A 23797-nucleotide genomic window follows, 5' to 3' on the forward strand; every position below is an offset into this window, starting at 1 on the left:
CCACGAGAGGACGACGCCAGCCGTGTCAGAGGACGCCACCACCGCCGGGCCGACGGGTGCGACGGGCGGGTCCCGGCCGCTGCGCGTCATGATCGCGGCCGACACGTTCCCGCCGGACGTCAACGGCGCCGCGACGTTCGCCGAGCAGCTGGCCGTCGGGCTCGCCGAACGCGGACACGAGGTCCACGTCGTCGCCCCGGCGACGAGCTCCCACCACGGCACCTTCGACGAGGAGCACTGCGGCGTCACGCTCACGGTGCACCGGCTCAGGTCGTACCGGTGGCCGTGGCACGCCTGGCTCCGCTTCGTGTGGCCGTGGAGCGTCCGCAAGTGGACGGCGCCGATCCTCGACGCCGTGCAGCCGGACGTGGTCCACATCCAGTCGCACATCGTCATCGGTCGCGGCATCGTGCACGAGGCCCACGACCGCGGGATACGCATCGTCGCGACGAACCACTTCATGCCCGAGAACCTGCTCGAGTACGTGCCCTTCGGACGACGGACCCTGCCGATCGCGCTGCGGATCGCGTGGAACGACGCCGCCAAGACCTACCGGCTGGCCGACGCGATCACGACGCCGACCGTCCTCGCCGCGGACTACCTCCGGCAGGCGATCGCCGGGCAGCGCGTGCTCGCGATCTCCTGCGGCCTCGACGCCTCGCGGTACGTGGCCGGCAGCGGTCGACCTGCGGACAACGACATCGTGTTCGTCGGCCGGGTCGCGCCGGAGAAGAACCTCGACGTGCTCGTCCGGGCGCTCCCGCTGCTGCCGCCGGAACTCCACGCCACGCTGACGATCGTCGGCGGCGGGGAGATGATCCCGAAGCTCACCGCCCTGGTGCAGGAGCTCGGCCTCGAGGACCGCGTGCGGTTCGCAGGCTTCGTCTCCGACGAGGCGAAGCGCGCCGCGCTGACGAACGGCACCGTGTTCGCGATGCCGTCGACGGCGGAGCTGCAGAGCATCTCCTCGCTCGAGGCGATGGCGTCCGGGCTGCCCGTGGTCGCGGCGGACTCGATGGCGCTGCCGCACCTCATCGACGGCAACGGGTACCTGTTCGCTCCGGGCGACGTCCAGGACCTCGCCGCCAAGCTGACGCAGGTGATGCAGGCTCCCGACCAGGACTACCGGGCGATGCGGGAGCGCAGCCTCGCCATGATCGAGGCACACGACATCAACCGCACGCTCGCCACGTTCGAGTCGCTGTATCGTGGGGAGCCGGTGGCCTGACGGTCCCCGACGAGGGGCGGTAGCCAAGCTGGTCAAGGCACTCGGCTCATAACCGAACGATCGCGGGTTCAAGTCCCGCCCGCCCTACCAAGCCGTCCAGAAAGGCTGGCCCGTCCGTGCACCTGCCCCGACGACGCGACACCCCCGACGACCACGCCCCAACCCCGAACGTCACGTTCGAGACGACGCGGGCCGGCACCGGCGTGCGCGTCAACGCGTTCCGGATCGGGTTCATGGGCGCGCTCGGTGTGCTCATCGCGCTGCTCGCCGGCTCGATCGTCCACCAGCTCAGCACGGTCCTCGTCTACATCGGCGTGGCCCTGTTCCTCGCCCTCGGCGTCGACCCGCTCGTGTCGTTCCTCGAGCGGCTCATCCCGCGGTGGGCCGCGATCACCATCGTCGTCGTGGGCGTCCTGTCCGCGTTCGCGGGTGTGGTCTTCGCCGTCGTCCCGATCCTCATCCGACAGGCGACCAACCTCATCCAGAACTTCCCGGAGATCGTCCAGGACATCGCGCAGCAGCAGTGGGTGCAGGACCTGTCGCAGCAGTTCGCCGGCTCGTTCGACATCAACCACTCGCTCGAGTCCCTGCAGTCGTTCGTCGAGGACCCGGGCAACCTGCTCAGCCTCGGCGGCGGCATCCTGGCGGTCGGCGGCGGCATCCTGTCGGGGCTGACCGGCGCGGTCATCGTCATCATCCTGATGCTGTACTTCCTCGCCTCGATGCGCGGCCTGAAGTCGATGGCGTACCGGTTCGTGCCGGCCTCGCGGCGCGAGAACTTCATCGACGTCAGCGAGCAGATCACCCAGGCGGTCGGCCGCTACGTCGTCGGGCAGATCAGTCAGGCGCTCATCAACGGCGTCCTCAGCCTGGTGTTCCTGCTCATCATCGGCGCACCCCTGCCGGTGCTGCTCGCGACCTTCGCGTTCCTCGGGTCGCTCATCCCGCTCGTCGGCACCCTCGCGGCGGCCGTGGTGATCTCGCTGCTGTGCCTGTTCGCCTCGCCGGCGACGGCCCTCGCGGCGGCGGTCTACTACCTCGTGTACATGCAGGTCGAGGCGTACGTCATCTCGCCGCGCATCATGTCGCGGGCCGTCCAGGTGCCGGGCGCGCTGGTGGTCATCGCCGCCGTCGCGGGCGGCACCATCGGCGGGGTGCTCGGCGCGCTCGTCGCGGTGCCCGCCGCCGCGTCGGTGATCATCATCGTGCAGAAGGTCATCTACCCCCGTCAGGAGCAGGCGTGACCACCGCCGACCCGGACCTCGCCGAGCACGTCGCCGCTCGTGACGCCTGGGCCCGCAGCGCCCGGGGGCCGCTCGCCCTGGTCAACGCGCAGGTCGTCGACCGGCCGCAGCCCGTGTGGCCGGTGCCCGGGCAGTGGGCACCGGCGGTCGGCGGTCTCGTCGTCACCGCCGTGGGCGCGGACGGCGTCGTGGTCGACGGCGTCCCGGTGGACGGCACGGTACTGGTGGCGGGGGACACCGCCGTCGTCCCGTCGACGGTCGGCTTCCCCGACGGCCGCGCCGGCAGCGTGCACGGGGCCACGCTGCGGGTCTGGGACCCCGCGTCCGACGCGATCGCCCGCTTCGCGCGCATCGATCGCTTCGTCCCGCGCCCGGAGGGCTGGGTCACGTCCGGCAGGTACGAACCCCGGACCGGCCGGGAGGCGCCACCTCACCTCACCGACGCCGCCGGCGATCCGCTCCCGGTGGCCGGCACGATCGAGACCACCGTCGACGGGGCCACGGTGCGGATGACCGCGGTCCGGTCCGCGCCGTTCCACGGTCGGCCCCGCCTGCAGCTCATCGTGCAGGACGCCACGAGCGCCCTGCCGGAGGACGACCCGGGCAGCTCGTACGCGATGGGGCGCTTCCTGTACCTCGACGAGCCGGACGGGCCGGCGGAGGTGACCCTCGACTGGGAGCGGCTCGTGCTCCCGCCGTGCGCCTTCTCGTACCAGTTCGCCTGTCCGATCCCACCGGAGGAGAACCGGCTCCCGGTGGCGGTCACGGCGGGGGAGCGGCACCCGGTCGACGCGGGCGGCGCCGTGCTGCACTGAGGTCGGCGTGCACCGGGAACGGTCTGCACCGAGGTCGGCCGCACCGCCGTCCGCCGAGGTGTGGCGTTCGCAGCCGAGCGCATGCATAATGGGCGTGTCCGCGAGGACATCACAATCGGATATCGATGGTTCCGGTACCGGGACACTCCGCACCACAGGTCGATGGGGAAGTCGCACCTGACGAAGCGGAGGAATCGTGAACGGAACGACGACAGGAGTGCTCTACGTGCACTCCTCACCACGCGCGCTCTGCCCGCACGTCGAATGGGCGGCAGGACGCGCCATGAGCCGCGCCGTGAACTTCTCGTGGCTCGACCAGCCCGCGCTCGACGGATCCCGTCGGACGGAGTTCACCTGGACGGGGCAGGTCGGTACCGGCGCGGCGATCGCCTCTGCCCTGCGCGGGTGGGAGCACCTGCGGTACGAGGTCACCGAGGAGCCGACGGCCGTGTCCGACGGCGGTCGGTGGATGCACACGCCCGACCTCGGCGTGTTCTTCGCGCAGACCGACGTGTCGGGGAACATGGTCGTGCCCGAGGACCGGGTGCGCTACGCGATGGAGGTCGCCGCCAGCAACGCCCTCGAACTGCACCGCGAACTGCGTCTCGCCCTCGGCCAGGCCTGGGACGACGAGCTCGAGCCGTTCCGCCACGCCGCCGAGGGCAACCCGGTCGTGTGGCTCCACCGCGTCGGCTGACCTCCTCAGCTCCTCCGCTCCTCGCGCCATCCTCGGACGCCGCCCGCTCCCTCCGGAGCCGGCGGCGTTCGACGTCCCCGGTCTCCCGGTCTCCCGTTCTCTCGGTTTTCCGGTCGCACGACGCGCCGTCGGCGACCGTTGCGGTCGCACGACATGCCGTCGATGCCGGACCTGAGCGGCGGGTCGTGCGACCAGAAGGGGCCCGAAGCGCGTGCGGCCGGGACCGGCCCCGGGAACGACGGGAGGCCCGCCCTGCGGACGCAGGACGGGCCTCCAGGCCGACGCGGGGCCGGCAGGACGGGGTCAGGCCGAGCGGAACGCGACCACGGCGTTGTGCCCGCCGAAGCCGAACGAGTTGCTGACGGCGACCAGGTCGCCCGCCGGCAGCTCGCGGGGCGCGGTCGCGACGTCCATCACGATCTCCGGGTCCTGCTCGGTCAGGTTGATCGTCGGCGGCGCGACACGCTCGTGCAGCGCCTTGACCGTGAACGCGGCCTCGATCGCACCCGCGCCACCGAGGAGGTGACCGGTCGACGCCTTGGTCGCGGACACGACGATGCTGTCGAGGTGGTCGCCGAAGACGCGACGCATGGCGTGGTACTCGGCGACGTCGCCGACCGGGGTCGAGGTGGCGTGCGCGTTGACGTGGACCACGTCCTCGCGGGCGGCACCCGCGTGCTCGAGGGCGGTGATGACGGCCCGGGCGGCGGCGCTGCCCTCGGGGTCCGGTGCGGTGATGTGGAAGGCGTCGGAGGTGATGCCGGCGCCGGCGACCTCGGCGTAGATCCTCGCGCCGCGGGCCTCGGCGTGCTCCTTGGTCTCCAGGATGAGCGCTGCTGCGCCGTCACCGAGCACGAAGCCGTCACGCGTGACGTCGTACGGGCGCGAGGCGGTCTCGGGGGAGTCGTTCCGGCGCGACAGGGCCTGCATCGCCGCGAACGCGGCCAGGGGCAGCGGGTGCAGCGCGGCCTCGGCGCCACCGGTGATGACGATGTCCGCCTCGCCGCTGGCGACGTGGCGGTACGCCTCGGCCAGGGACTCGGTGGAGGACGCGCAGGCGGACAGGTACGTGCGGGCACCGCCACGGGCACCGAACTCCATCTCGATGGCGGCGGCCGGACCGTTCGCCATGAGCATCGGGACCGTCATCGGCATGACGCGACGCGGCCCCTTCTCGCGCAGGGTGTCCCAGGCGTCGAGCAGCGTGTTCACGCCGCCGATGCCGGTCGCCCAGTCGACGATGAGACGTTCGGGGACGACGGACTCGGCGTCGATGCCGGCGTCGGCCCAGGCCTCGCGCGCGGCGACGAGCGACAGCTGCGACGACGGGTCGAGGCGCTTCGTCTCCGGGCGGGTGAGCTGGTCGGTGAGGAACCGGCGCGCCTGGCCGGCGAACTCGACGGGGAGCTCGAGCTCGGCGTAGCGGGGGTCCTCGATGCGGGTGATGCCGGACTTGCCGGCGAGCAGCGCCTCCCACGTCTCCGGGGCGGTCGCGGCGAGGGGTGTGATCGCACCGATCCCGGTGACGACGACGGTCTTGTTGGTCATGGAACGACGTGTTCTTTCGTGTGGACTGGTCGGGTGCCGGTGGACACCCGTCCGATGTGGCCGGGCGCCGGTGGGCGCTCGCCCGCTGGGTGAACGAGTCGAGCGCCGCGGACCGCGGTGTGTCCGCGGCCGCGGCGCTCAGGAAGCTCGCGTCAGGCCTGGGCCTTGACGATGTAGTCGACGGCGTCGCCCACGGTCTTGAGGTTCTTGACCTCTTCGTCCGGGATCTTCACGTCGAACTTCTCCTCGGCGTTCACGACGATGGTCATCATCGAGATCGAGTCGATGTCGAGGTCGTCGGTGAACGACTTGTCGGCGGCGACGGTGTCGGTCGCGATGCCGGTCTCGTCGTTGATCAGCTCGGCCAGGCCGGCGAGGACTTCTTCGTTGGACAGGGCCATGGGTGTTCTCCTTGAGGGGGGTGTCGTTTGACCGTGGGACAGCCTAGGGCACGGGCACTGCCCGCGCGCGGAGGCGCGTGGGGCTAGGGGAGGACGACCACCTGCGCGCCGAACACGAGTCCGGCGCCGAACCCGATCTGCAGGGCGAGGCCGCCCGACAGTTCGGGGTGCTCCTCGAGCAGGCGGTGTGTGGCGAGCGGGATGCTCGCGGCGGAGGTGTTGCCCGTCGTGGTGATGTCGCGCGCGATCGTCACGGTGTCGGGCAGGCCGAGCTGCTTGGCGAACTCGTCGATGATGCGGATGTTCGCCTGGTGCGGCACGAAGGCGGCGAGGTCCTCGGGGCGGACGCCGGCGGTCTCGAGCGCTTCACGGGCGACCTTGACCATCTCCCACACTGCCCAGCGGAAGACCGTCTGGCCGGCCTGGCGCATGGTCGGTCGGGGAGCGCCGGCGGCCCACTCGTTGTAGGTCGCGGTCATGCCGATCGCGTCCCACTTCGAGCCGTCCGAGCCCCAGATGGTCGGGGCGATGCCGGGGAAGTCGCTCGGGCCCACCACCGCGGCGCCCGCGCCGTCGCCGAGCAGGAACGAGATCGAGCGGTCGGTCGGGTCGACGACGTCGCTGAGCTTCTCGGCGCCGACGACCAGGACGTGGTCGGCCAGGCCGGACTTGATGAACGAGTCCGCCTGGGCGATGCCGTACGCGTAGCCGGCGCAGGCCGCGCTGACGTCGTACGCGGCCGCGGGCGTCGCGCCGATGCGTTCGGCGAGGAGCGAGGCCATCGACGGGGTGGCGACGGTGTGCGTGACGGTGCTCACGAGCACCACACCGATCTGGTCCGGCGTGATGCCGGCCTTCTCGATCGCTTCGCGCGCGGCCGTCTCGGCCAGGTCGACCGCTTCGACGTCGGCGCCGGCGCGCTTGCGCGTGACGATGCCGGTGCGCTGGCGGATCCACTCGTCGGACGAGTCGATCGGACCGACGAGGTCGTCGTTCGGCACGACGTTCTCGCCACGGGCGGCGCCGAACGCCAGGATGCGGGTGAACTCGTGTCCGCGACGCTGCTGCAGTATCGGACGGGAGGCGCGGGAGCCGTCCGTCCCGTCGGCTGCGGGGGACGGCGTGGTGGCGTCGGTCATGCGGTTGCGTCTGCTTCCTGGCCAGCCGCCTCGGCGTCGCGCTGCAGGAGCTCGATCGCGGCGGGCAGGTCGTCGGGGGTCTTGACGGCGACGGCCGGGGTGCCGCGGAGCCCGCGCTTGGCGAGTCCGGTCAGGGCGCCGGCCGGAGCGAGCTCGATGATGCCGGTGACGCCGGCGGCGGAGAACGACTCCATGACGGCGTCCCAGTGCACGGGGCTCGCGATCTGCCGCACCATGAGGTCGACGAAGCGGCGGCCGTCCTCCACGCGGGAGCCGTCGGCGTTCGTCCAGATCGGCAGCGTCGGGTCCTGCACGGTGATGGCTGCCGCGACCGGGGCGACCCGGTCGACCGCGGGGGCCATGTACCGCGTGTGGAACGCCCCGGCGACGGCGAGCGGGACGACCCGGGCCTTCGCAGGCGGCTCGGCGGCCAGCGCGGCGATGCCGTCGGCCGGACCGGCGACGACGGTCTGCCCGCCGCCGTTGTGGTTCGCGGGGACCAGCCCGTGCTGTTCCAGCGCCGCGGCGACCGCCTCCGGGTCGCCGCCCAGGACGGCTGCCATGGAGGTGGGCTCGAGCGCTGCGGCGTCCGCCATGGCGCGTCCGCGCTCGGCGACGAGCGAGACGGCGTCGGTGGGGGCGAGGACGCCGGCGACGGCTGCGGCGGTGAACTCGCCGACCGAGTGGCCGGCGACGCCGCCCACGAGGTCGCGGCGTCCGTCGGCGAGGAGCGCGTCGGCGGTCACGAGGCCTGCGGCGACGATGAGCGGTTGCGCGAGCGCGGTGTCCTTGATGGTGTCCGCGTCCGACTCGGTGCCGTGGTGGGCGAGGTCGACACCGATCGCCTCGGACCACGCTCCCACGCGGTCACGGACGGCGGCGTCCTCGAGCCAGGGGGCGAGGAAGCCGGGGGTCTGGGAGCCCTGTCCGGGCGCGACGACGACGATCACCGGTCAATCCTCGCCGTCACGGTCGGATCGGTCCGTGTGGACTTCCGACAGCGATCCGGCCGGGACATTGTGCGAACCCCACCGGAGTGCGGCCGGCAGTACGCCGCCCGTCCCAGCGGGCGCGCTCAGCGGCGCGGCGGGAGGCGTCGGCGACCGGCGTTCGACTCGGACATCGCGCCGAGGATGAGCGCCGACTGCACGATCAGGGCGTCACGCGCGTGCGTGGCGTCCCACCCGATGACGTCGGCGACACGACGGAGGCGGTAGCGGACGGTGTTCGGGTGCACGAAGAGCTCCCGTGCCGTCGCCTCGAGCGACCGCCCGGTGTCGAGGTAGCACCAGAGGGTCTGCAGCAACTCGGTCGACTGGTCCTTGAGCGGGACGTAGATCCGCTGCACGAGGGCGGAGCGGGCGAGCGGGTCGCCGGCCAGAGCGCGCTCGGGCAGCAGGTCGTCCGCGAGGGCCGGTCGGGGAGCGCCGCGCCAGGCCCGTGCGACGGCGAACCCGGCCAGGGCGCCCTTCGCGCTCGTGGACGCGTCGACCACCCCGGGGACCTCGTTGCCGAGCACCAGGTGTCCTTCGCCGAACGACGGTTCGAGGGCCTGCGCGATCGCGGTGAAGGAGACGGGCTCCTCGCCCTCGGGCACGTCGTCGCGCGGGGTGGCCCGCCCGATGACGACCACGAGCCGCGAGCCCTGGACGCCGATGAGCACGTCGGCGTCCATGTGACGTGCGGTGCGGCGGATCTGGTCGACCTCGAGCTGCTTCGGCGCGTTGCCCACGAGCACCGCGACCTCGCCGTGGCCGTGCCACCCGAGCGCCGCGATGCGGGAGGGGAGCTCGTCGTCGTACTCGCCCGACAGGATCGAGTCGACGACGAGGGCCTCGAGCCGGGCGTCCCAGAGCCCGCGGGCCTCGGCGGCACGGGCGTACACGTCGGCGGCGGCGAAGGCGATGTCCCGCGAGTACTTGAGGATCGCCTCCTGCAGCATCTCGTCGTCCTTCGCGCGTTCCTCGACGACGGTCACGACGACCCGGATGAGCTGCAGCGTCTGCTGCAGGCTCACCGAGCGCAGGAGCTCACGGGGCGCGGAGCCGAACACGTCGGCTGCCGCGATCCACGGCGTCGACGCGGTGCCCTCGAGCCACGAGATGAACGAGGTGATGCCCGCCTGGGCCACGAGGCCCACCGCCGAGCGGCGCCCCGGCGGCATCTCGCTGTACCAGGGGAGGGTGTCCTCCAGGCGCTTGATCGTCGCGGTGGAGAGTTCGCCCGACACCTGCCGGAGCCAGGAGAGCGCGCGTTCGCGGTCGTTCTCCCGGCCCACGGCAGGGACGGTGCGGGGTGTGCTCACCAGCGGATCAGGCCTCTCCGCCCGCGCTGCCGGTGGTGCCGGCGTTCACGTCGTGCAGGCGGTACTTGTCGATCGCCTGCTGGACGAGTGCGTGGTCGACCTTGCCCTGCTTCGCGAGCTGCTGCAGCGTCCGCACGACGACCGAGGGGCCGTCGATGTGGAAGAAGCGGCGGGCCGCGGGACGCGTGTCCGAGAAGCCGAAGCCGTCGGCGCCGAGCGTGGCGTAGTCGGTCGGGACGAACGGGCGGATCTGCTCCTGCACGGCGTGCATGAAGTCGCTCACCGCCACGACCGGGCCCTCGGTGCCGAGCAGGCGCTCGGTCACGTACGGGGTGCGCGGCTGCTCGTTCGGGTTCAGGAACGCCTGCTGCTCGGCGTCGAGACCGTCACGGGTGAGCTCGCCCCAGCTCGTGACGCTCCAGACGTCGGCGGACACGCCCCAGTCCTCGGCGAGGAGCTGCTGCGCCTCGAGGATCCACGGCACCGCGACACCGGACGCGAGCAGCTGGGCCTTCGGGCCGTCGTGCTCGCTCGGCTTGAGCAGGTACATGCCCTTGACGATGCCGTCGACGTCGACGCCCTCGGGCTCGGCGGGCTGGACGATCGGCTCGTTGTAGACCGTCAGGTAGTACATGACGTTCGGGTCGGCGTGCTTCGGCGAGCCGTCCTCGTTCGTGCCGTACATGCGGTCGAGGCCGGACTTGACGATGTGGCCGATCTCGTAGCCGTAGGCCGGGTCGTAGGAGACGACCGCCGGGTTCGTCGCCGCCAGGAGGGGCGAGTGGCCGTCGGCGTGCTGCAGGCCCTCACCGGTCAGGGTGGTCCGACCGGCGGTGGCACCGATCATGAAGCCACGTGCCATCTGGTCGCCGGCGGCCCAGATCGCGTCGCCGGTGCGCTGGAACCCGAACATCGAGTAGAAGACGTAGACCGGGATGAGCGGCTCGCCCTGCGTCGAGTACGAGGTGCCGATCGCGGTGAACGCCGCGAGGGCGCCCGCCTCGTTGATGCCGACGTGGACGATCTGGCCCTGCGGGCTCTCCTTGTACGCCAGGAGCAGCTCGCGGTCGACCGAGGTGTAGTGCTGGCCGTTCGGGTTGTAGATCTTCGCCGTCGGGAAGTACGCGTCCATGCCGAACGTGCGCGCCTCGTCCGGGATGATCGGGACCACGCGGTCGCCGAAGTCGGGCGAGCGGAGCAGGTCCTTCAGCAGACGGGCGAACGCCATCGTCGTGGCGACCTCCTGCTTGCCGGAGCCCTTCTTGACGACCTGGTACTTCGACTCGTCCGGCAGCGTGAGCTGGGTGTACTTCGTCCGACGCTCCGGCACGTACCCGCCGAGCGCGCGACGACGCTCGTGCATGTACTGGATCGCCTCGTCGTCGTTGCCCGGGTGGTAGTACGGCGGCGTGTAGGGGTTCTCCTCGAGCTGCGCGTCCGAGATCGGGATGCGCATCTCGTCGCGGAACTGCTTGAGGTTGTCGAGCGTGAGCTTCTTCATCTGGTGGGTCGCGTTGCGGCCCTCGAAGCTCGGGCCGAGGCCGTAGCCCTTGACGGTCTTCGCCAGGATGACGGTCGGCTGGCCCTTGTGCTCGGTCGCGGCCTTGAACGCGGCGTAGACCTTGCGGTAGTCGTGGCCACCGCGCTTGAGGTTCCAGATCTGGTCGTCCGAGTAGCCCTCGACCAGCTGGAGCGCCTTCGGGTCGCGGCCGAAGAAGTTCTCGCGGACGTAGGCGCCGTTCTCGGCCTTGTACGTCTGGTAGTCGCCGTCCGGCGTCGCGTTCATCAGGTTGAGGAGCGCGCCCTCGGTGTCGCGGGCGAGCAGGTCGTCCCACTCGCGGCCCCAGACGACCTTGATGACGTTCCAGCCCGCTCCGCGGAAGAACGCCTCGAGCTCCTGGATGATCTTGCCGTTGCCGCGCACCGGTCCGTCGAGGCGCTGCAGGTTGCAGTTGATGACGAAGTTCAGGTTGTCGAGCCCGTCGTTCGCCGCGACCTGCAGCTGCCCGCGCGACTCGACCTCGTCCATCTCGCCGTCGCCCAGGAACGCCCAGACCTGCTGGTCGGCGGCGTCCTTGATCCCGCGGTTCGACAGGTACTTGGCCTGCTGCGCCTGGTAGATCGCGTTGATCGGGCCGATGCCCATCGACACGGTCGGGAACTGCCAGAAGTGCGGCATGAGGCGCGGGTGCGGGTACGACGACAGACCGCCACCGGCGTGCGACTTCTCCTGGCGGAAGCCGTCGAGCTGGTCCTCGCTGAGGCGACCCTCCATGTAGGCACGCGCGTACATGCCGGGGGAGGCGTGGCCCTGGAAGAACACCTGGTCGCCGCCGGACGGGTGGTCCTGCGCACGGAAGAAGTGGTTGTAGCCGACCTCGTACATGGCGGCGCTCGAGGCGTACGTCGAGATGTGGCCGCCCACCGCGACGCCGGGACGCTGGGCGCGGTGCACCGTGATCGCGGCGTTCCACCGGATCCACCGGCGGTACCGGCGCTCGAGTTCCTCGTCGCCGGGGAACTCCGGCTCGTCCTCGGGCGCGATCGTGTTGACGTAGTCGGTCGTCGGGACCATCGGCACGCCGAGGTGCAGCTCGTTCGAGCGCTTCAGCAGGCTCTGCATGATCTCGCGGGCCCGCTGGTGGCCGTGCGTCGCGACGAGCCCGTCGAGCGACTCACGCCACTCTGCGGTCTCCTCCGGGTCCTGGTCGGTCCCTGCGGTGCTGCGCGGGTCCTGGTCGTTCACCGTCACCCTTGACCTCGTTCGTTCTCGTGGTGGTGGACATGGGGGCCACCGGTGGTCGGGTCACGACCGGATGGGGCCCACACCACCTTAGGCCCCTCGACCGACCCACTGGCTGATGGTGACGTGCACGTGGACGGGTGCTTGCATCCTGGTGACGTCGGCGTACGATTGCCGATCGTGCACGCGCGACCCGCACGTGCGCACGCGACACGGGCACACCCCACGCCCGAGGAAGAAGCAACGCACCGATGGCCCTGGAGATCGGTTCACTCGCGCCGGACTTCGAACTCCCGAACCAGTTCGGTGAGCACGTCCGCCTCAGCGATTTCCGCGGCGTCCGCCCGGTCGCCCTCGTCTTCTTCCCGCTGGCGTTCTCGTCCGGCTGCACGAACGAGCTGTGCACGCTGCAGGACAACATCGCGATGTTCGAGGACCAGCGCGTCGAGCTCATCGGCATCTCCGTCGACTCGAAGGCGACGCTCCGCTCGTTCGCCGAGGCGCACGGCTACGACTTCGAGATGCTCGCGGACTTCTGGCCGCACGGCGCGGTGTCGAAGGAGTACGGCGTGTTCCTCGAGCAGAAGGGCTTCGCCACCCGGGCGACCTTCGTCATCGACGTGCAGGGCCGGATCAAGGCGTCGATCATCACCGAGCCGGGGCTGCAGCGCGACGTCGCCGAGTACCGCGCGGCGCTGGACCGTCTCGCCGCGTGCACCGCGCCGGTCTCCGTCGGCTGACACCGCCACCGCCGCGGTCGTGGTGGCGGGGGGTGGTGACGGACGACCCGTACGCGCCGTGGCCGATCGTGGACGCGCCCGCCACGTGGTCCCTGGAGCGCAGCACGGTCACGACGGGGTCCGGCCCCGTCGTCGTCCACCACCGCGCCGGGCCCGACCCGGTCCTCCTCGTGCACGGCGTCGCCGGCTCGTGGACCACGTGGACGCCGTTGCTCGCCGCCGCGGACGGCGCCGGCGACCGCGGCCTGGTCCTCGTCGACCTGCCCGGCTGGGGCGCGTCCCCGGCGCCGGAGGGCCCGTTCGACGTCGACCACGGCGCACGGGTCCTCGTGGACGTCCTCGACGCGCTCGGGCTCCCGGCGGTCGACGTCGTGGGCCACTCGATGGGGGCGTTCGTCGCGCTGCACCTGGCCGTCGTCGCGCCCGGCCGGGTCCGGTCGCTCGCGTCGGTGTCGGGCACGACCACGACGACCGCCCGCGCTGCGCGGCACCCGTGGCGCGCGTTGGGAACCCTGCCCGCCTTCACGCTCCTCCGCGCGGGGCTCCTCGTGACCGGCGACGCCGCCCGCGGGCTGCTCCGGGGGATCGCACGCGCCGGACTGCTGCCGCTCGTGGCCGCACCGGTGTTCACGCACGTGCGTCGACTCGACCGGAGCGTGCTCGACGCCTTCGTCGACGAGTTCCGACCGGAGCTGTTCGTCGCCGCGGCCCGGACCGCGGCGACGTACGACGTCGGCCGATGGCGTGCGGTCGCCTGCCCCGTCACCGCCGTGGTCGGTCGCGCCGACGTGTTCGCCCGCGTGTCCGACCTCGACGACCTGCGACGACTGCTGCCCGACGTCCGCACAGCGGTGCTCGAGGACTGCGGCCACTTCGCGCACGTCGAGCACCCCGACGCCGTCGCGTCCCTGCTCGGACTCGCCTGACGTCTCCCGGTCGTGCCGCTAGGCGCGGACCGACCGGGACGGGAAGGTCGCGGCGACCCGTGTGCGCACCTCGGTGACGACCGCCTCGCGCATCACCGGTGAGAACAGCGCGTGGTCCCCGTCGGCGACCTCGACGACCGACAGCCGCGCGCCCCAGCGCCGCACGGCACGACGACCGCCGAGCCGTTCGAACAGTGCGACGTCCTCGGGCGCCGCGACCACGACGACGTCGGTCCCGTGCTCGACGAGCGGTCGGCCGTGCCCGACGACACCGCCGGCACGGTGGCGACGTGCTATCCACCCGCGCAGCCGCTCGGGGACGACGGCGCCGCAGCACGCACGCACCCACCGCCGCAGGGGCGACGGTGCGTCGACCGGCCGGAGCCCGTCGGCGTCGCTGCCGGGTGCGGCCGCACGGCGCCGGTGGTCGTTCGGCCCGATCTCCACGACGAGCCGGGGGTGCTCCTCGGCGGACCGGCCGGCCAGCCAAGCGCCCGCACACGTCCCGACGAGCACGAGCCGCTCGGACGGAGCACGCACGGCGTCGACGACGGCGCGCTGGTCGGCGATCCACTCCTGCGCGAACAGGAAGGACCGTTCGTCCTCGCGCACGGGTGTGCTCTCGCCCGTGCCCCGCCGGTCGACGCGCACCACGCGTGCACCGTCGCGGGCCAGCGCCCGTGCGAGCCCGACCTGGTAGTCCGCTGCGCCCACCCGGTGCTCCGCGGCACCATCGTGCAGCACGACGACGGGGGCGTCCTCGTCCTGCGCGGACGACACCGTCTCGACGGCGAACAGCGCCTCCGAGCCGATGCGGAGGATCCGCTCGGAGACCCGCTCGTCGACGTCGAGCACCTCGGTGAGCACGGGTGGCACCGTGACGCGCGCTGCCGTCGGGGCCCAGCCGTCGAGCCACTCGACCAGGCGGTCGACCGTGGCGCCGGGGATGCGCGCGTGCGTGCTCGTGCCGTCGAGCAGCTCCGCGGTGCCGGCGGCCTGCACGGTGTCGACCGCGCCGAGCGTCCGCGGGGCCGCCGCACCCGGGCGGACGAAGACGACCGTCGGGCCGGTGCGGGGCAGCAGCGCGAGCGCCGCGAGCTCGGCGGACTCGGCGGGGGACACGTCGATGCCGACCAGCGTCTCGGCACCGACGACGCCCCGCTGCGCGCCGGTGGCGGTGGACGCGAGCGCCCGCTGTCCCCGCAACCACGCCCGCCCCGATGCCGGCGGATCCCAGACGACGAGCGCGTCCTCGTCGCCGGCCGCGGCGGCGGCGACGAGCGCGGCCGAGGCGAGCCCGACGAACGCGACGTGGTGGACGCCCGAACGGCGCAGGAGCGTCGCGGCGTGCCGTGCCGACCGGAGCTGCGCGTCGGGCCCGTCGTCGTCGGCGGCGTCCCCCCGTCCGGACGGGTCGTAGCGCACCGCGGCCACGCCACGGGCCTCCAGGCGGTCCGCGAGCAGGCGCAGCGTCCGGTACGCGACGGCGCCCTCCTGGCCGAGGGGCGGGCAGATGACGACGCCGGCGCGAGCCGCCTCCGGGAGCTGGACCGCGACGCGCAGCGCCGGGCTGCCGGCCCAGCCGTGGTGGGTGGTCACCGGTCGACGTGGGCGGCGAGGGCGCGTCGGACCGCCCGCTCGGGGGTCGGCGCGGCGAGTGTGACGGGGGTCGCTGCGGAGGTCGGGTCCAGGTGCATGTCGCAACCGTACGGAGCGCAGGGGCCCGGAAAACCGCCGTGCGGGTGCGTGATCCCGCACGTGCACCGCGGGGAGCGCGGGACGGGCGGATCAGCGCTCCGACAGGGGCCACCGCGCCGGCCGGAGCCGACCCCGTCCGTGTGCCAGGGACACCGCGACGGCACCGCAGCCGACCGCGACGGCGAGTTCCGCGGAGCGTCGGGTGAGCTCGACCGCGGGCGCCGCCGGCCGGTCAGCCCCGGCCCACCGTCACCACCTGTCGTGCACCGCCGCGCGGAACCACCGGTCGTAGAGCTCGTGCACGGTCTCGTCGAGACCGGGGACCTCGCCGAGGTCCGCCGCGCCGGCGTTCGAGCGCGCCTGCTCCGGGTTGCGCGCTCCCGGGATGGCCGCGGTGACGCCCTCCTGGGCGACGATCCACGCCAGCGCTGCCTGCGGCACCGAGACGCCCTCGGGGAGCGCGGACGCGAAGGCCTGCGCCGCCCGCACACCGTCCTCGAAGTCGACGCCGCTGAAGGTCTCGCCCTGGTCGAAGGCCTCGCCGTGCCGGTTGTAGTTGCGGTGGTCGCCCTCGCTGAACGTCGTCTCCGTCGTGTACTTGCCTGAGAGCAGCCCCGATGCCAGCGGGACGCGCGCGAGGATGCCGACCCCCGCCTCCCGTGCGGCCGGCAGCACGCGGTCCAGGGGCTTGAGGCGGAAGGCGTTCAGGATCACCTGCACGCTCGCGACGTGCGGTCGGGCGATCGCGGTGAGCGCCTGGTCGGCGGTCTCGACCGAGACGCCGTACGCGGCGATCGAACCGTCGTCGACGAGCGCGTCGAGTGCGTCGTACACCGCGTCGTCCGCGAAGACGGGCGTCGGCGGGCAGTGCAGCTGCACGAGGTCGAGGGTGTCCTGCTGCAGGTTGCGGCGGGAGCGGTCGACCCACTCGCGGAAGTTCGCCGCGACGTAGTTGGCGGGGACCTGCTCGACGCGGCGGCCCATCTTCGTCGTCACGGTGAGCGGCACCTCCGGGTTGGCCTGCCGCCACGCCCCGATGAGCTGCTCGCTGCGACCGTCGCCGTAGACGTCGGCGGTGTCGAAGAGGGTGACGCCGGACTCGACCGACGCGTCCATCACGGCGTTGGCGTCCTGCTCGCTGACGGGACCCCAGTCACCGCCGAACTGCCAGGTGCCGAGACCGACGACGGACACGGAGCGGCCGGTGCGGCCGAGGGAGCGACTCTGCATGGTGCCGAGCGTAGTCACGGTGCCCGCAGGCGTCCGGCGGACTGTCCGCACGCCGCCGCCCGCCGTCGTGCATGATGGCGGGCGTGACCGGACCCGACCGCCCGCACCACGGCGGCGCACTCCTCCGACGACTGACCCTCCGCGACGCCGTGGTCATCGGCCTCGGCTCGATGATCGGTGCCGGCGTCTTCTCCGCCTTCGCCCCGGCGGCCGCGGCGGCCGGCGGGTGGCTGCTCGTCGGGCTGGCGCTCGCCGGAGCCGTCGCCTTCTGCAACGCGACGTCCTCGGCGCAGCTCGCCGCGCAGTACCCGACCTCCGGTGGGACGTACGTGTACGGCCGCGAGCGGCTCGGACACTGGGCCGGTTTCGCCGCGGGGTGGTGCTTCGTCGTGGGCAAGACCGCCAGTGCGGCGGCCATGGCCCTGACCTTCGCGACCGCCGTCGCGCCGGAGGCCTGGGTGAAACCCGTCGCGGTCGCGGTGGTGATCGCCCTGACGGCTGTCGCCCTCGCCGGCATCACGAGGACCGCGCTCGTCACCCGGGTGCTCGTCGTCGTCGCGCTGCTCGCGCTCGCCGTGGTCGTGGTGATCGGGGCGACGCACACCGCGGGAGCGCCGACGCCCGTGACCGCCGAGCCCGTCGCGACACCGCTCGGGGTCCTGCAGTCGGCGGGGCTCCTGTTCTTCGCGTTCGCCGGCTACGCCCGGATCGCCACGCTCGGCGAGGAGGTCGTCGACCCCGCCCGCACGATCCCGCGTGCCGTCACCACGGCGCTCGCCGGTGCGCTGGTCGTCTACGCCGTCGTCGCCCTGGTGCTGCTGCACGCCCTCGGTCCCGCCGGCACCGCGGCCACCCCGGCTCCGCTCAGCGCCGTCGCAGACCTGGCCGGGGGACCCTGGTCCGTCGTCGTGCGCACCGGCGCGGCGGCGGCCTCGCTCGGCGCGCTGCTCGCCGTGGTGACCGGCATCGGCCGGACCGCGTTCGCGATGGCGCGGGAGCGAGACCTGCCGCACGCGCTCGCCGCGGTGCACCCGCGGACCGGGGTGCCGCACCGGGTACAGCTGCTGCTCGGAGCCGTGGTCTGCGTCCTGGTGCTCGTCACGGACCTGCGGGGCGCGATCGGCGCGTCGGCGTTCGGGGTCCTGCTGTACTACGCGGTGGCGAACGCCGCGGCCTGGTCGCAGGACCGCGAGCACCGGCGGTACCCGAGGGCCCTCGCCGTCGCGGGCGTCGCCGGGTGCGTCCTGCTCGTGGTCACCCTGCCGCCGGCGTCGGTGCTCGCCGGGGTCGTCGTGCTCGGGGTCGGCCTGGTCGCGCGCCTCGTCACGACGGCGGTCAGGGGCCGGTCGGGTGCGGCTCCTCGGGGTCGGGACCGGGCGGGTGGGGACCGGGCGGGTGGGGACCGGGCGGGTGGGGACCGGCCGGGTGGGGACCGGTCGGGTGGGGACCGGTCGACACGCCGCGGCGGAGGAGCGCACGGGCCGCGCGGGCACGGGGGATGACCCACAGGACCGACCACAGGCCGATGCCGAGCCAGAGCGCGACGAGCAGGGCGGTGAGGAGCGGTCCGTGCTGGTCGGCCATCGACAGGGTCATCGCTGTCCACAGCACGCAGAGCACGACCTTCCCCCAGCCGGCGCCCTCGCGGTCCGCCTGGGCCTGCAGTGCCGGCACCCACTCCTCGGCGGGGACCGTCGCCGGGACGTGGCCCTCGGCGACCCACCGCTGCACGGCCACCGATCGCTCGTAACCGCCTCCCGCGCGCCAGGACCGCAGCTGCGTCCACACCCCCGCGCCGGCACCGACGAGTCCGGCCGGGACGCCGAGCCCGACGAGCAGGCCCGTGGTCGTCGCGGTCCACGACGACGCGACGAGCACGACGAGGACCACACCGAAGGCCGCCCCGGCACCCGCGCTGCCGAGCAGTCGCAGGCGCCCGCCCTCGTCCACCACGCCGACACCGTCCACGGGACCGGACGCTACCCGCACCGGTCGACCGCTCGCTGCACGCTCGGCTGCGGTGGGGCATGATCGACCGGTGCCCTCCTCGAACCCGACAACGGCCTACCGCGCCGCCCGTGACGAGCTGCTCGCGGTCCTCGACGAACACGACACCGAGCGCGCCGAGGCCGCCAGGCGCGCCTTCCGGTGGCCGGACCTCGGTGCGGACTTCAACTGGGCGACCGACTGGTTCGACGTCGTCGCCCGCGACAACGACCGCGTCGCGCTCTGGATCGTCGACGAGGACGGGGGCTCCCGCACCACGTACGCAGAGATGGCGGCCCGGTCCGACCGGCTCGCCGTGCACCTCGACCGGCTCGGCGTCCGGAAGGGCGACCACGTGCTCCTCATGCTCGGCAACCAGCTCGAGCTCTGGGAGACCATGCTCGCGGTGATGAAGCTCGGTGCGGTGATCCTGCCGACCTCGACGATGCTCGACACCGCGGACCTCCAGGACCGCATCGACCGGGGTGGCGTGGCCCACGTCGTGACGAACCACGGCGAGACGCCGAAGTTCCAGGGGGTGACCGGTGCGCCCTCGCGCATCGTCGTCGGGGGAGCGGCGGACGGCTGGACCCCGTACCCGGACGACCTCGGCCGGCCCGCCCCCGCCGGCGAGGTCCGACCGACCGTCACCACCAGCACCAGCGACCCGTGCCTGGTGTACTTCACGTCCGGCACCACCTCGCGGCCGAAGATGGTCGTGCACACGCAGGCGTCGTACCCCCTCGGTCACCTGAGCACGATGCACTGGCTCGGCCTGCGCCCCGGCGACGTGCACCTGGCCATCAGCTCACCCGGTTGGGGCAAGCACGCCTGGAGCTGCTTCTTCGCGCCGTGGATCGCCGAGGCGACGGTGTTCGTGTACGACACGCCCCGCTTCGACCCGGCGGGCCTCCTCGCGCAGCTCGAGGACGCGGGTGTGGACACGTTCTGCGCGCCGCCGACCGCGTGGCGCATGCTGCTGCAGTCGGACCTCGGTCCGAAGCCCCGGGCCCTGCGCGAGGTCGTGTCGGCAGGGGAGCCGCTCAACCCCGAGGTCATCGCCCGCGTCCAGGCGGCCTGGGGGCTCACCATCCGCGACGGCTACGGCCAGACCGAGACGACGGCGATCATCGGCAACGTCCCCGGTGCCCCCGTGACGCCCGGCGCGATGGGGCGCCCGTTGCCCGGGGTCGCCGTGACCCTGCTCGACCCGCTGACCGGTCGCCCCGGCGACGAGGGCGAGGTGTGCCTCGACCTGGCCGAGCGGCCGACCAACCTGATGGCCGGGTACCTCGGGGACCCGGACCGGACGGCGGACGCGATGCGCGACGGCTTCTTCCACACCGGCGACATCGCGAGCCGTGACGCCGACGGCCAGCTGACGTTCATCGGCCGGACCGACGATGTCTTCAAGTCGTCCGACTACAAGGTGTCGCCGTTCGAGGTCGAGAGCGCCCTGCTGCAGCACGCCGCCGTCGCGGAGAGCGCGGTCGTGCCGGCACCCGACGAGGCGCGGCTCAACGTCGTGAAGGCGTACGTGACGCTGGCCGCCGGGTGGGAACCGACGGCCGAGACGGCACGCACCGTGCTCGAGCACGCCCGGGTGGCGCTGCCCGCCTACGCCCGTGTCCGGAGGGTCGAGTTCGGGTCGCTCCCGAAGACGATCTCGGGCAAGATCCGACGGGTCGAGCTCCGCGAGCGGGAGGAACGAGCCGCCGCCGGTGCGCCAGCGGAGGGGGAGTGGCGCGAGGAGCAGTTCCCGGAGCTCCGTTCCGTGGGACGTCGCGCCGACGACCGCCGACGTCCGGGCCGCCAGGACTGAGCGCGGCCGGTCGGGCTCGGTCCTACCCGTCGACGGCCACGACCGGCACCGGTCGTGCGCGACCCACGGGACGGACCGGGTGCCCGGTCAGGTGGGACGGAAGGCGCCCGTCAGGTGAGACGGAAGAAGTCGCCGTAGGTCGGCTCGGGCGGGACGTCGCCGTGCGTGCGGTGGTGCACGAGGGCGTCGATCTCGTCCGGGTGCCGCATGCCGCGGCGGTGCCACTCGTGCGGGTGGCGCTGGAGCTCACGCAGGTCGCGGTGGTCCGCCATCGTGGTCACGCCCCCAGGGTGACGACGGTGACCGCTGCGGTCGCGACCGTGACGGCGACGATGCCGAGGCTCGTGGCGACGGCTGCCAGCACACGGCCGCGGGCTGCTTCGCGGACCTCGGAGAACTGCGATTGTGTCGCGTCGATCGTGCTCATGGCCGGCCCTTCCCGTGCGTGATCGTCACCGCTCGGTGACACGGACCAGCTTGCTCCGGTTTCTCTAGTTTGTCTAACTACCGAATTGGAGGCGTACGCATCTTGGACATCAGCGCCGGCCGCCCGACTCCGTCCGCCTCGACCAGGGGCGCGTCCGCTCCCATGGCGTCGATCACCTCGGCGAAGAACGCGCCCATCTCGGCGACGGTCTGCGGCGAGAGCCGGTCGGCGGCCGCGATCATCCGGGCATGCACGTCGGTGAGCTCGGTGCGGACCTCGTCGTCGCTGTGACCGGTGGCCACGAGCAGGGCACCGCGGCCGTCGGAGGGGTCCGCCCGGCGTTCGACGTGCCCGGTCGCCACCAACCGCTTCACCACCGCGGTCGTCGACGCGGACGTGATCCCGAGGTGGGCGGCGAGGTCGCCCGGCCGCACCGGCTGCCCCTGCTCGCCGGCGCGCAGCAGGAACCGCACGGCCTCCATGTCGGTGGCGTTCATCCGCATCGAGCGACGTTTCCGTTCACGCATCGCCACCTCGGCCGCGCGGTACCGCCGCATCAGGGTGAGCAGTTCGACGCCGGCCTTCTCCTGCCGGTCGGGGTACCAGTACCCCGACGCTCCGTGCGTGTCGTCCTCGGTCATCGCACACCTCCTCCTGCTGTGCGGCAGACAGTACCGACCACCCCTCGCGGCACGGGGCGGACCGGGGTACAGGTGGCGCTCCCCGCGACGGCACGTCCGGACGGGAGGCGCGGTGCGGGCCCGCAGCGCGCCGTGCGTCACGGCGACCCCACCCCACCCGGTCCCGCGCCGGACGGGGCCGTCGGCGGCCGATCCGTGACCCGAACACAGACCGGCCGCCCGGGTCGTGACGCCTGACCCGCGTCACGACGCTCCCGATTGAACACGAGCCCGCTGGGAGCGCGACGGACGAGCCGGAGGCGCGGCGGAAGAGCAGCGGGAGGCGCAGTGGAACGGGGGCGTGGGGGAGCCGGGTAGCCCCGGTCGAGCCCGTCCGGCGTCCCTGCCGGACCCCGCACCGCCGCGCGCCGTAGGCTCCTCGAGGAGAACTCGTCACGGGAGACGGAAGGCCGGCATGACCAGCACCACCACCAGCAGCCACCCCGCAGCCGGCGCCGCCGACGGCGCCAGGACCACACAGGCCACCGCATCGGTCGCCGCGATCCTCGCCGAGTCCGCCGCACGCTTCCCCGACGACGTCGCGGTCGTCGTCGGGGACCAGCGGACCACCTACTCCGAGCTGTGGCGCGAGACGCTCGCCTACGCCGGTGCCCTGCGCGCACGCGGCGTCCGCGCCGGCGACCGGGTGGCCATGCTCGTGCCGAACGTGACCGACTTCGCCCGCGTCTACTACGCGATCCTCGCGCTCGGTGCCGTGGTCGTCCCCGTGCACGCGCTCCTCAAGCGCCGCGAGATCGAGTTCGTGCTGCAGGACAGCGACGCCCGCGTCCTGGTCTGCGCCGCCCCGCTCCTCGGCGAGGGGGCCGCCGGGGCCGAGCTCGCGGGCGTGGACGTGCTCACGGTGCTGGCTCCCGCCGACAGCGCCGACGGTCCCGACCGCCTGGAGGCACTGTCCGCGACCAACGAGCCGCTCGACACCTACGTGCCGCGCCACCCGTTCGACACGGCGACGATCCTCTACACCAGCGGCACCACCGGGCAGCCGAAGGGAGCCGAGGGCTCGCACTTCGCCCTGCTCGAGCAGGTCAACACCTGCCTGCTCACCACGTTCGACATGCGCCGCGGTGACGTCCTGCTCGGCGCGCTGCCGCTGTTCCACACCTTCGGGCAGACCTGCACCATGAACACCGGGTTCCGCGCCGGCGCGACCATCGTCATGCTGCCGAAGTTCGACGGCGACGCCGCCCTCGCAGCGATGGTCGAGCACGACACGGCGATCTTCATGGGCGTGCCGACGATGTACGTCGCACTCCTCGACGCCGCCCGCCGCTCCGACGCCCGCCCGCACCTGCGGTACGCGATCTCCGGAGGAGCCTCCTTGCCGCTCGCCGTGCTCGAACGCTTCCAGCAGGAGTTCGACGCACCCGTGCACGAGGGCTACGGGCTCACGGAGACCTCGCCCGTCGCGTCCTTCAACCACGTCGGCGCGGAACCGCGGCCCGGCACCGTCGGCACGCCGATCTGGGGCGTGGACATCGAGATCGCCGACCCCGGGGTCACCGACCGCACCGTGCTGCTGCCCCGAGGCGAGGTCGGCGAGCTGGTGATCCGCGGTCACAACCTGATGAACGGGTACCTCAACCGACCCGACGCCACCGCGGCGGCGATCGTCGACGGCTGGTTCCGTACCGGGGACCTCGGCACGAAGGACGACGACGGTCACCTGCGGATCGTGGACCGCACGAAGGACATGATCATCCGCAACGGCTACAACGTGTACCCCCGGCAGGTCGAGGAGGTCCTCGCCGCCCACCCCGACGTGACCATGGCGGCCGTCTTCGGCGTCCCGCACGACGTGCACGGGCAGGAGGTCGCGGCGGCGGTCGTGCTGCGGCAGGGCGCCGAGGTGACGCCGGACGAGCTGGTCCGCTTCGTGGCGGACGAGATCGCGGTCTACAAGTACCCGCGCATCGTGCACGTGGTCGACGCGTTGCCCCTGGGCCCGAGCGGGAAGGTCCTCAAGCGCGAGCTCGTGGACCGGTTCGGTGGCGGGGGAACGCTGCGCTGACCGTCTAGGATCGAGTCGAGGGGCCTTTAGCTCAGCTGGTAGAGCGCCACGTTTACACCGTGGATGTCGTCGGTTCGATCCCGGCAGGGCCCACCGGAGCGATGCACCACCTGCCGACCCTCACGGGTCGCATCCGCCG

20 protein-coding genes and 2 tRNA genes are annotated in these 23797 nt (G+C 72.8%); 11 read left to right on the forward strand and 11 right to left on the reverse strand.

What is annotated here, in order from left to right; translation table 11 throughout:
• The first annotated feature begins 22 nt into the window (after window positions 1–22).
• The 5 genes from DEJ23_RS00320 (at window position 23) to DEJ23_RS00340 (ending at window position 3984) form a co-directional block, all read left to right on the forward strand.
• Entirely contained in the window at window positions 23–1228 is a 1206-nt protein-coding gene (locus DEJ23_RS00320) for a glycosyltransferase (protein ID WP_111238299.1), read from the forward strand.
• 13 nt (window positions 1229–1241) lie between these two features.
• Window positions 1242–1318: transfer RNA gene (locus DEJ23_RS00325), tRNA-Ile, on the forward strand.
• A gap of 26 nt (window positions 1319–1344) precedes the next feature.
• On the forward strand, window positions 1345–2472 hold the full coding sequence (locus tag DEJ23_RS00330; protein ID WP_309147069.1) for an AI-2E family transporter: 1128 nt from the start codon (window positions 1345–1347) through the stop codon (window positions 2470–2472).
• Complete coding sequence (locus DEJ23_RS00335; RefSeq protein ID WP_111238300.1) at window positions 2469–3287, forward strand: DUF1684 domain-containing protein; 819 nt, start codon at window positions 2469–2471, stop codon at window positions 3285–3287. Before DEJ23_RS00330 ends, DEJ23_RS00335 begins: the two co-directional genes overlap by 4 nt.
• A gap of 217 nt (window positions 3288–3504) precedes the next feature.
• On the forward strand, window positions 3505–3984 hold the full coding sequence (locus DEJ23_RS00340; RefSeq protein WP_111238301.1) for a DUF3145 domain-containing protein: 480 nt from the start codon (window positions 3505–3507) through the stop codon (window positions 3982–3984).
• A gap of 303 nt (window positions 3985–4287) precedes the next feature.
• Here DEJ23_RS00340 and DEJ23_RS00345 read toward each other — a convergent pair whose 3' ends face one another.
• From DEJ23_RS00345 to aceE, 6 genes are all read right to left on the reverse strand, one after another.
• Entirely contained in the window at window positions 4288–5532 is a 1245-nt protein-coding gene (locus DEJ23_RS00345; RefSeq protein WP_111238302.1) for a beta-ketoacyl synthase, read from the reverse strand.
• 152 nt (window positions 5533–5684) lie between these two features.
• On the reverse strand, window positions 5685–5933 hold the full coding sequence (locus DEJ23_RS00350; RefSeq protein WP_022903951.1) for an acyl carrier protein: 249 nt from the start codon (window positions 5931–5933) through the stop codon (window positions 5685–5687).
• A gap of 83 nt (window positions 5934–6016) precedes the next feature.
• Window positions 6017–7072: a beta-ketoacyl-ACP synthase III gene (locus DEJ23_RS00355; protein WP_258375173.1), complete on the reverse strand. Its 1056-nt coding sequence runs from the start codon at window positions 7070–7072 to the stop codon at window positions 6017–6019.
• Window positions 7069–8022, reverse strand: a complete 954-nt coding sequence (locus DEJ23_RS00360) for an ACP S-malonyltransferase (RefSeq protein ID WP_111238303.1) — start codon at window positions 8020–8022, stop codon at window positions 7069–7071. Before DEJ23_RS00360 ends, DEJ23_RS00355 begins: the two co-directional genes overlap by 4 nt.
• A 125-nt stretch (window positions 8023–8147) precedes the next feature.
• A complete protein-coding gene (locus tag DEJ23_RS00365) occupies window positions 8148–9350 on the reverse strand; it encodes a CdaR family transcriptional regulator (protein WP_181429047.1) in 1203 nt (400 codons plus the stop codon).
• Between the two features lie 34 nt (window positions 9351–9384).
• The gene (gene aceE / locus DEJ23_RS00370; RefSeq protein ID WP_111238305.1) at window positions 9385–12129 is read right to left on the reverse strand and encodes a pyruvate dehydrogenase (acetyl-transferring), homodimeric type; all 2745 of its coding nucleotides are present in this window, start codon (window positions 12127–12129) and stop codon (window positions 9385–9387) included.
• A 242-nt stretch (window positions 12130–12371) separates the two neighbouring features.
• Between aceE and DEJ23_RS00375 the strand changes: the two genes are divergently transcribed.
• Both DEJ23_RS00375 and DEJ23_RS00380 read left to right on the forward strand, forming a co-directional pair.
• Window positions 12372–12860 carry a peroxiredoxin gene (locus DEJ23_RS00375; RefSeq protein WP_111238306.1) on the forward strand — a complete coding sequence of 163 codons (489 nt, stop codon included), beginning with the start codon at window positions 12372–12374 and terminating at the stop codon, window positions 12858–12860.
• A gap of 35 nt (window positions 12861–12895) precedes the next feature.
• Entirely contained in the window at window positions 12896–13786 is an 891-nt protein-coding gene (locus DEJ23_RS00380) for an alpha/beta fold hydrolase (RefSeq protein WP_181429048.1), read from the forward strand.
• A gap of 18 nt (window positions 13787–13804) precedes the next feature.
• Here DEJ23_RS00380 and DEJ23_RS00385 read toward each other — a convergent pair whose 3' ends face one another.
• Window positions 13805–15385 carry an alpha/beta hydrolase gene (locus DEJ23_RS00385; protein WP_111238308.1) on the reverse strand — a complete coding sequence of 527 codons (1581 nt, stop codon included), beginning with the start codon at window positions 15383–15385 and terminating at the stop codon, window positions 13805–13807.
• Between the two features lie 348 nt (window positions 15386–15733).
• A complete protein-coding gene (locus DEJ23_RS00390) occupies window positions 15734–16714 on the reverse strand; it encodes an aldo/keto reductase (protein ID WP_111238309.1) in 981 nt (326 codons plus the stop codon).
• Between the two features lie 74 nt (window positions 16715–16788).
• On the opposite strand from DEJ23_RS00390, the gene DEJ23_RS00395 reads away from it, so the two are divergent.
• Window positions 16789–18216: an APC family permease gene (locus DEJ23_RS00395; RefSeq protein WP_111238310.1), complete on the forward strand. Its 1428-nt coding sequence runs from the start codon at window positions 16789–16791 to the stop codon at window positions 18214–18216.
• Between the two features lie 536 nt (window positions 18217–18752).
• Window positions 18753–20522, forward strand: a complete 1770-nt coding sequence (locus DEJ23_RS00410) for an AMP-binding protein (protein WP_111238313.1) — start codon at window positions 18753–18755, stop codon at window positions 20520–20522.
• A 110-nt stretch (window positions 20523–20632) separates the two neighbouring features.
• Here the strand turns inward: DEJ23_RS00410 and DEJ23_RS15555 are convergent, their stop codons facing one another.
• The 3 genes from DEJ23_RS15555 to DEJ23_RS00415 form a co-directional block, all read right to left on the reverse strand.
• On the reverse strand, window positions 20633–20803 hold the full coding sequence (locus DEJ23_RS15555) for a hypothetical protein (protein ID WP_181429049.1): 171 nt from the start codon (window positions 20801–20803) through the stop codon (window positions 20633–20635).
• Window positions 20800–20949 carry a hypothetical protein gene (locus DEJ23_RS15560; protein ID WP_181429050.1) on the reverse strand — a complete coding sequence of 50 codons (150 nt, stop codon included), beginning with the start codon at window positions 20947–20949 and terminating at the stop codon, window positions 20800–20802. The genes DEJ23_RS15555 and DEJ23_RS15560 overlap by 4 nt, the downstream gene beginning before the upstream one ends.
• 77 nt (window positions 20950–21026) lie before the next feature.
• Window positions 21027–21590 (reverse strand): MarR family winged helix-turn-helix transcriptional regulator, encoded by a 564-nt coding sequence (locus DEJ23_RS00415; protein WP_111238314.1) that lies wholly within the window; start codon window positions 21588–21590, stop codon window positions 21027–21029.
• Between the two features lie 454 nt (window positions 21591–22044).
• On the opposite strand from DEJ23_RS00415, the gene DEJ23_RS00420 reads away from it, so the two are divergent.
• A complete protein-coding gene (locus DEJ23_RS00420; protein ID WP_111238315.1) occupies window positions 22045–23658 on the forward strand; it encodes a long-chain fatty acid--CoA ligase in 1614 nt (537 codons plus the stop codon).
• Between the two features lie 20 nt (window positions 23659–23678).
• Window positions 23679–23751 (forward strand) — tRNA-Val (locus DEJ23_RS00425).
• The last annotated feature ends 46 nt before the right edge of the window (window positions 23752–23797 follow it).

The sequence above is a fragment of the Curtobacterium sp. MCSS17_008 genome (assembly GCF_003234185.1).
GTDB lineage: Bacteria > Actinomycetota > Actinomycetes > Actinomycetales > Microbacteriaceae > Curtobacterium.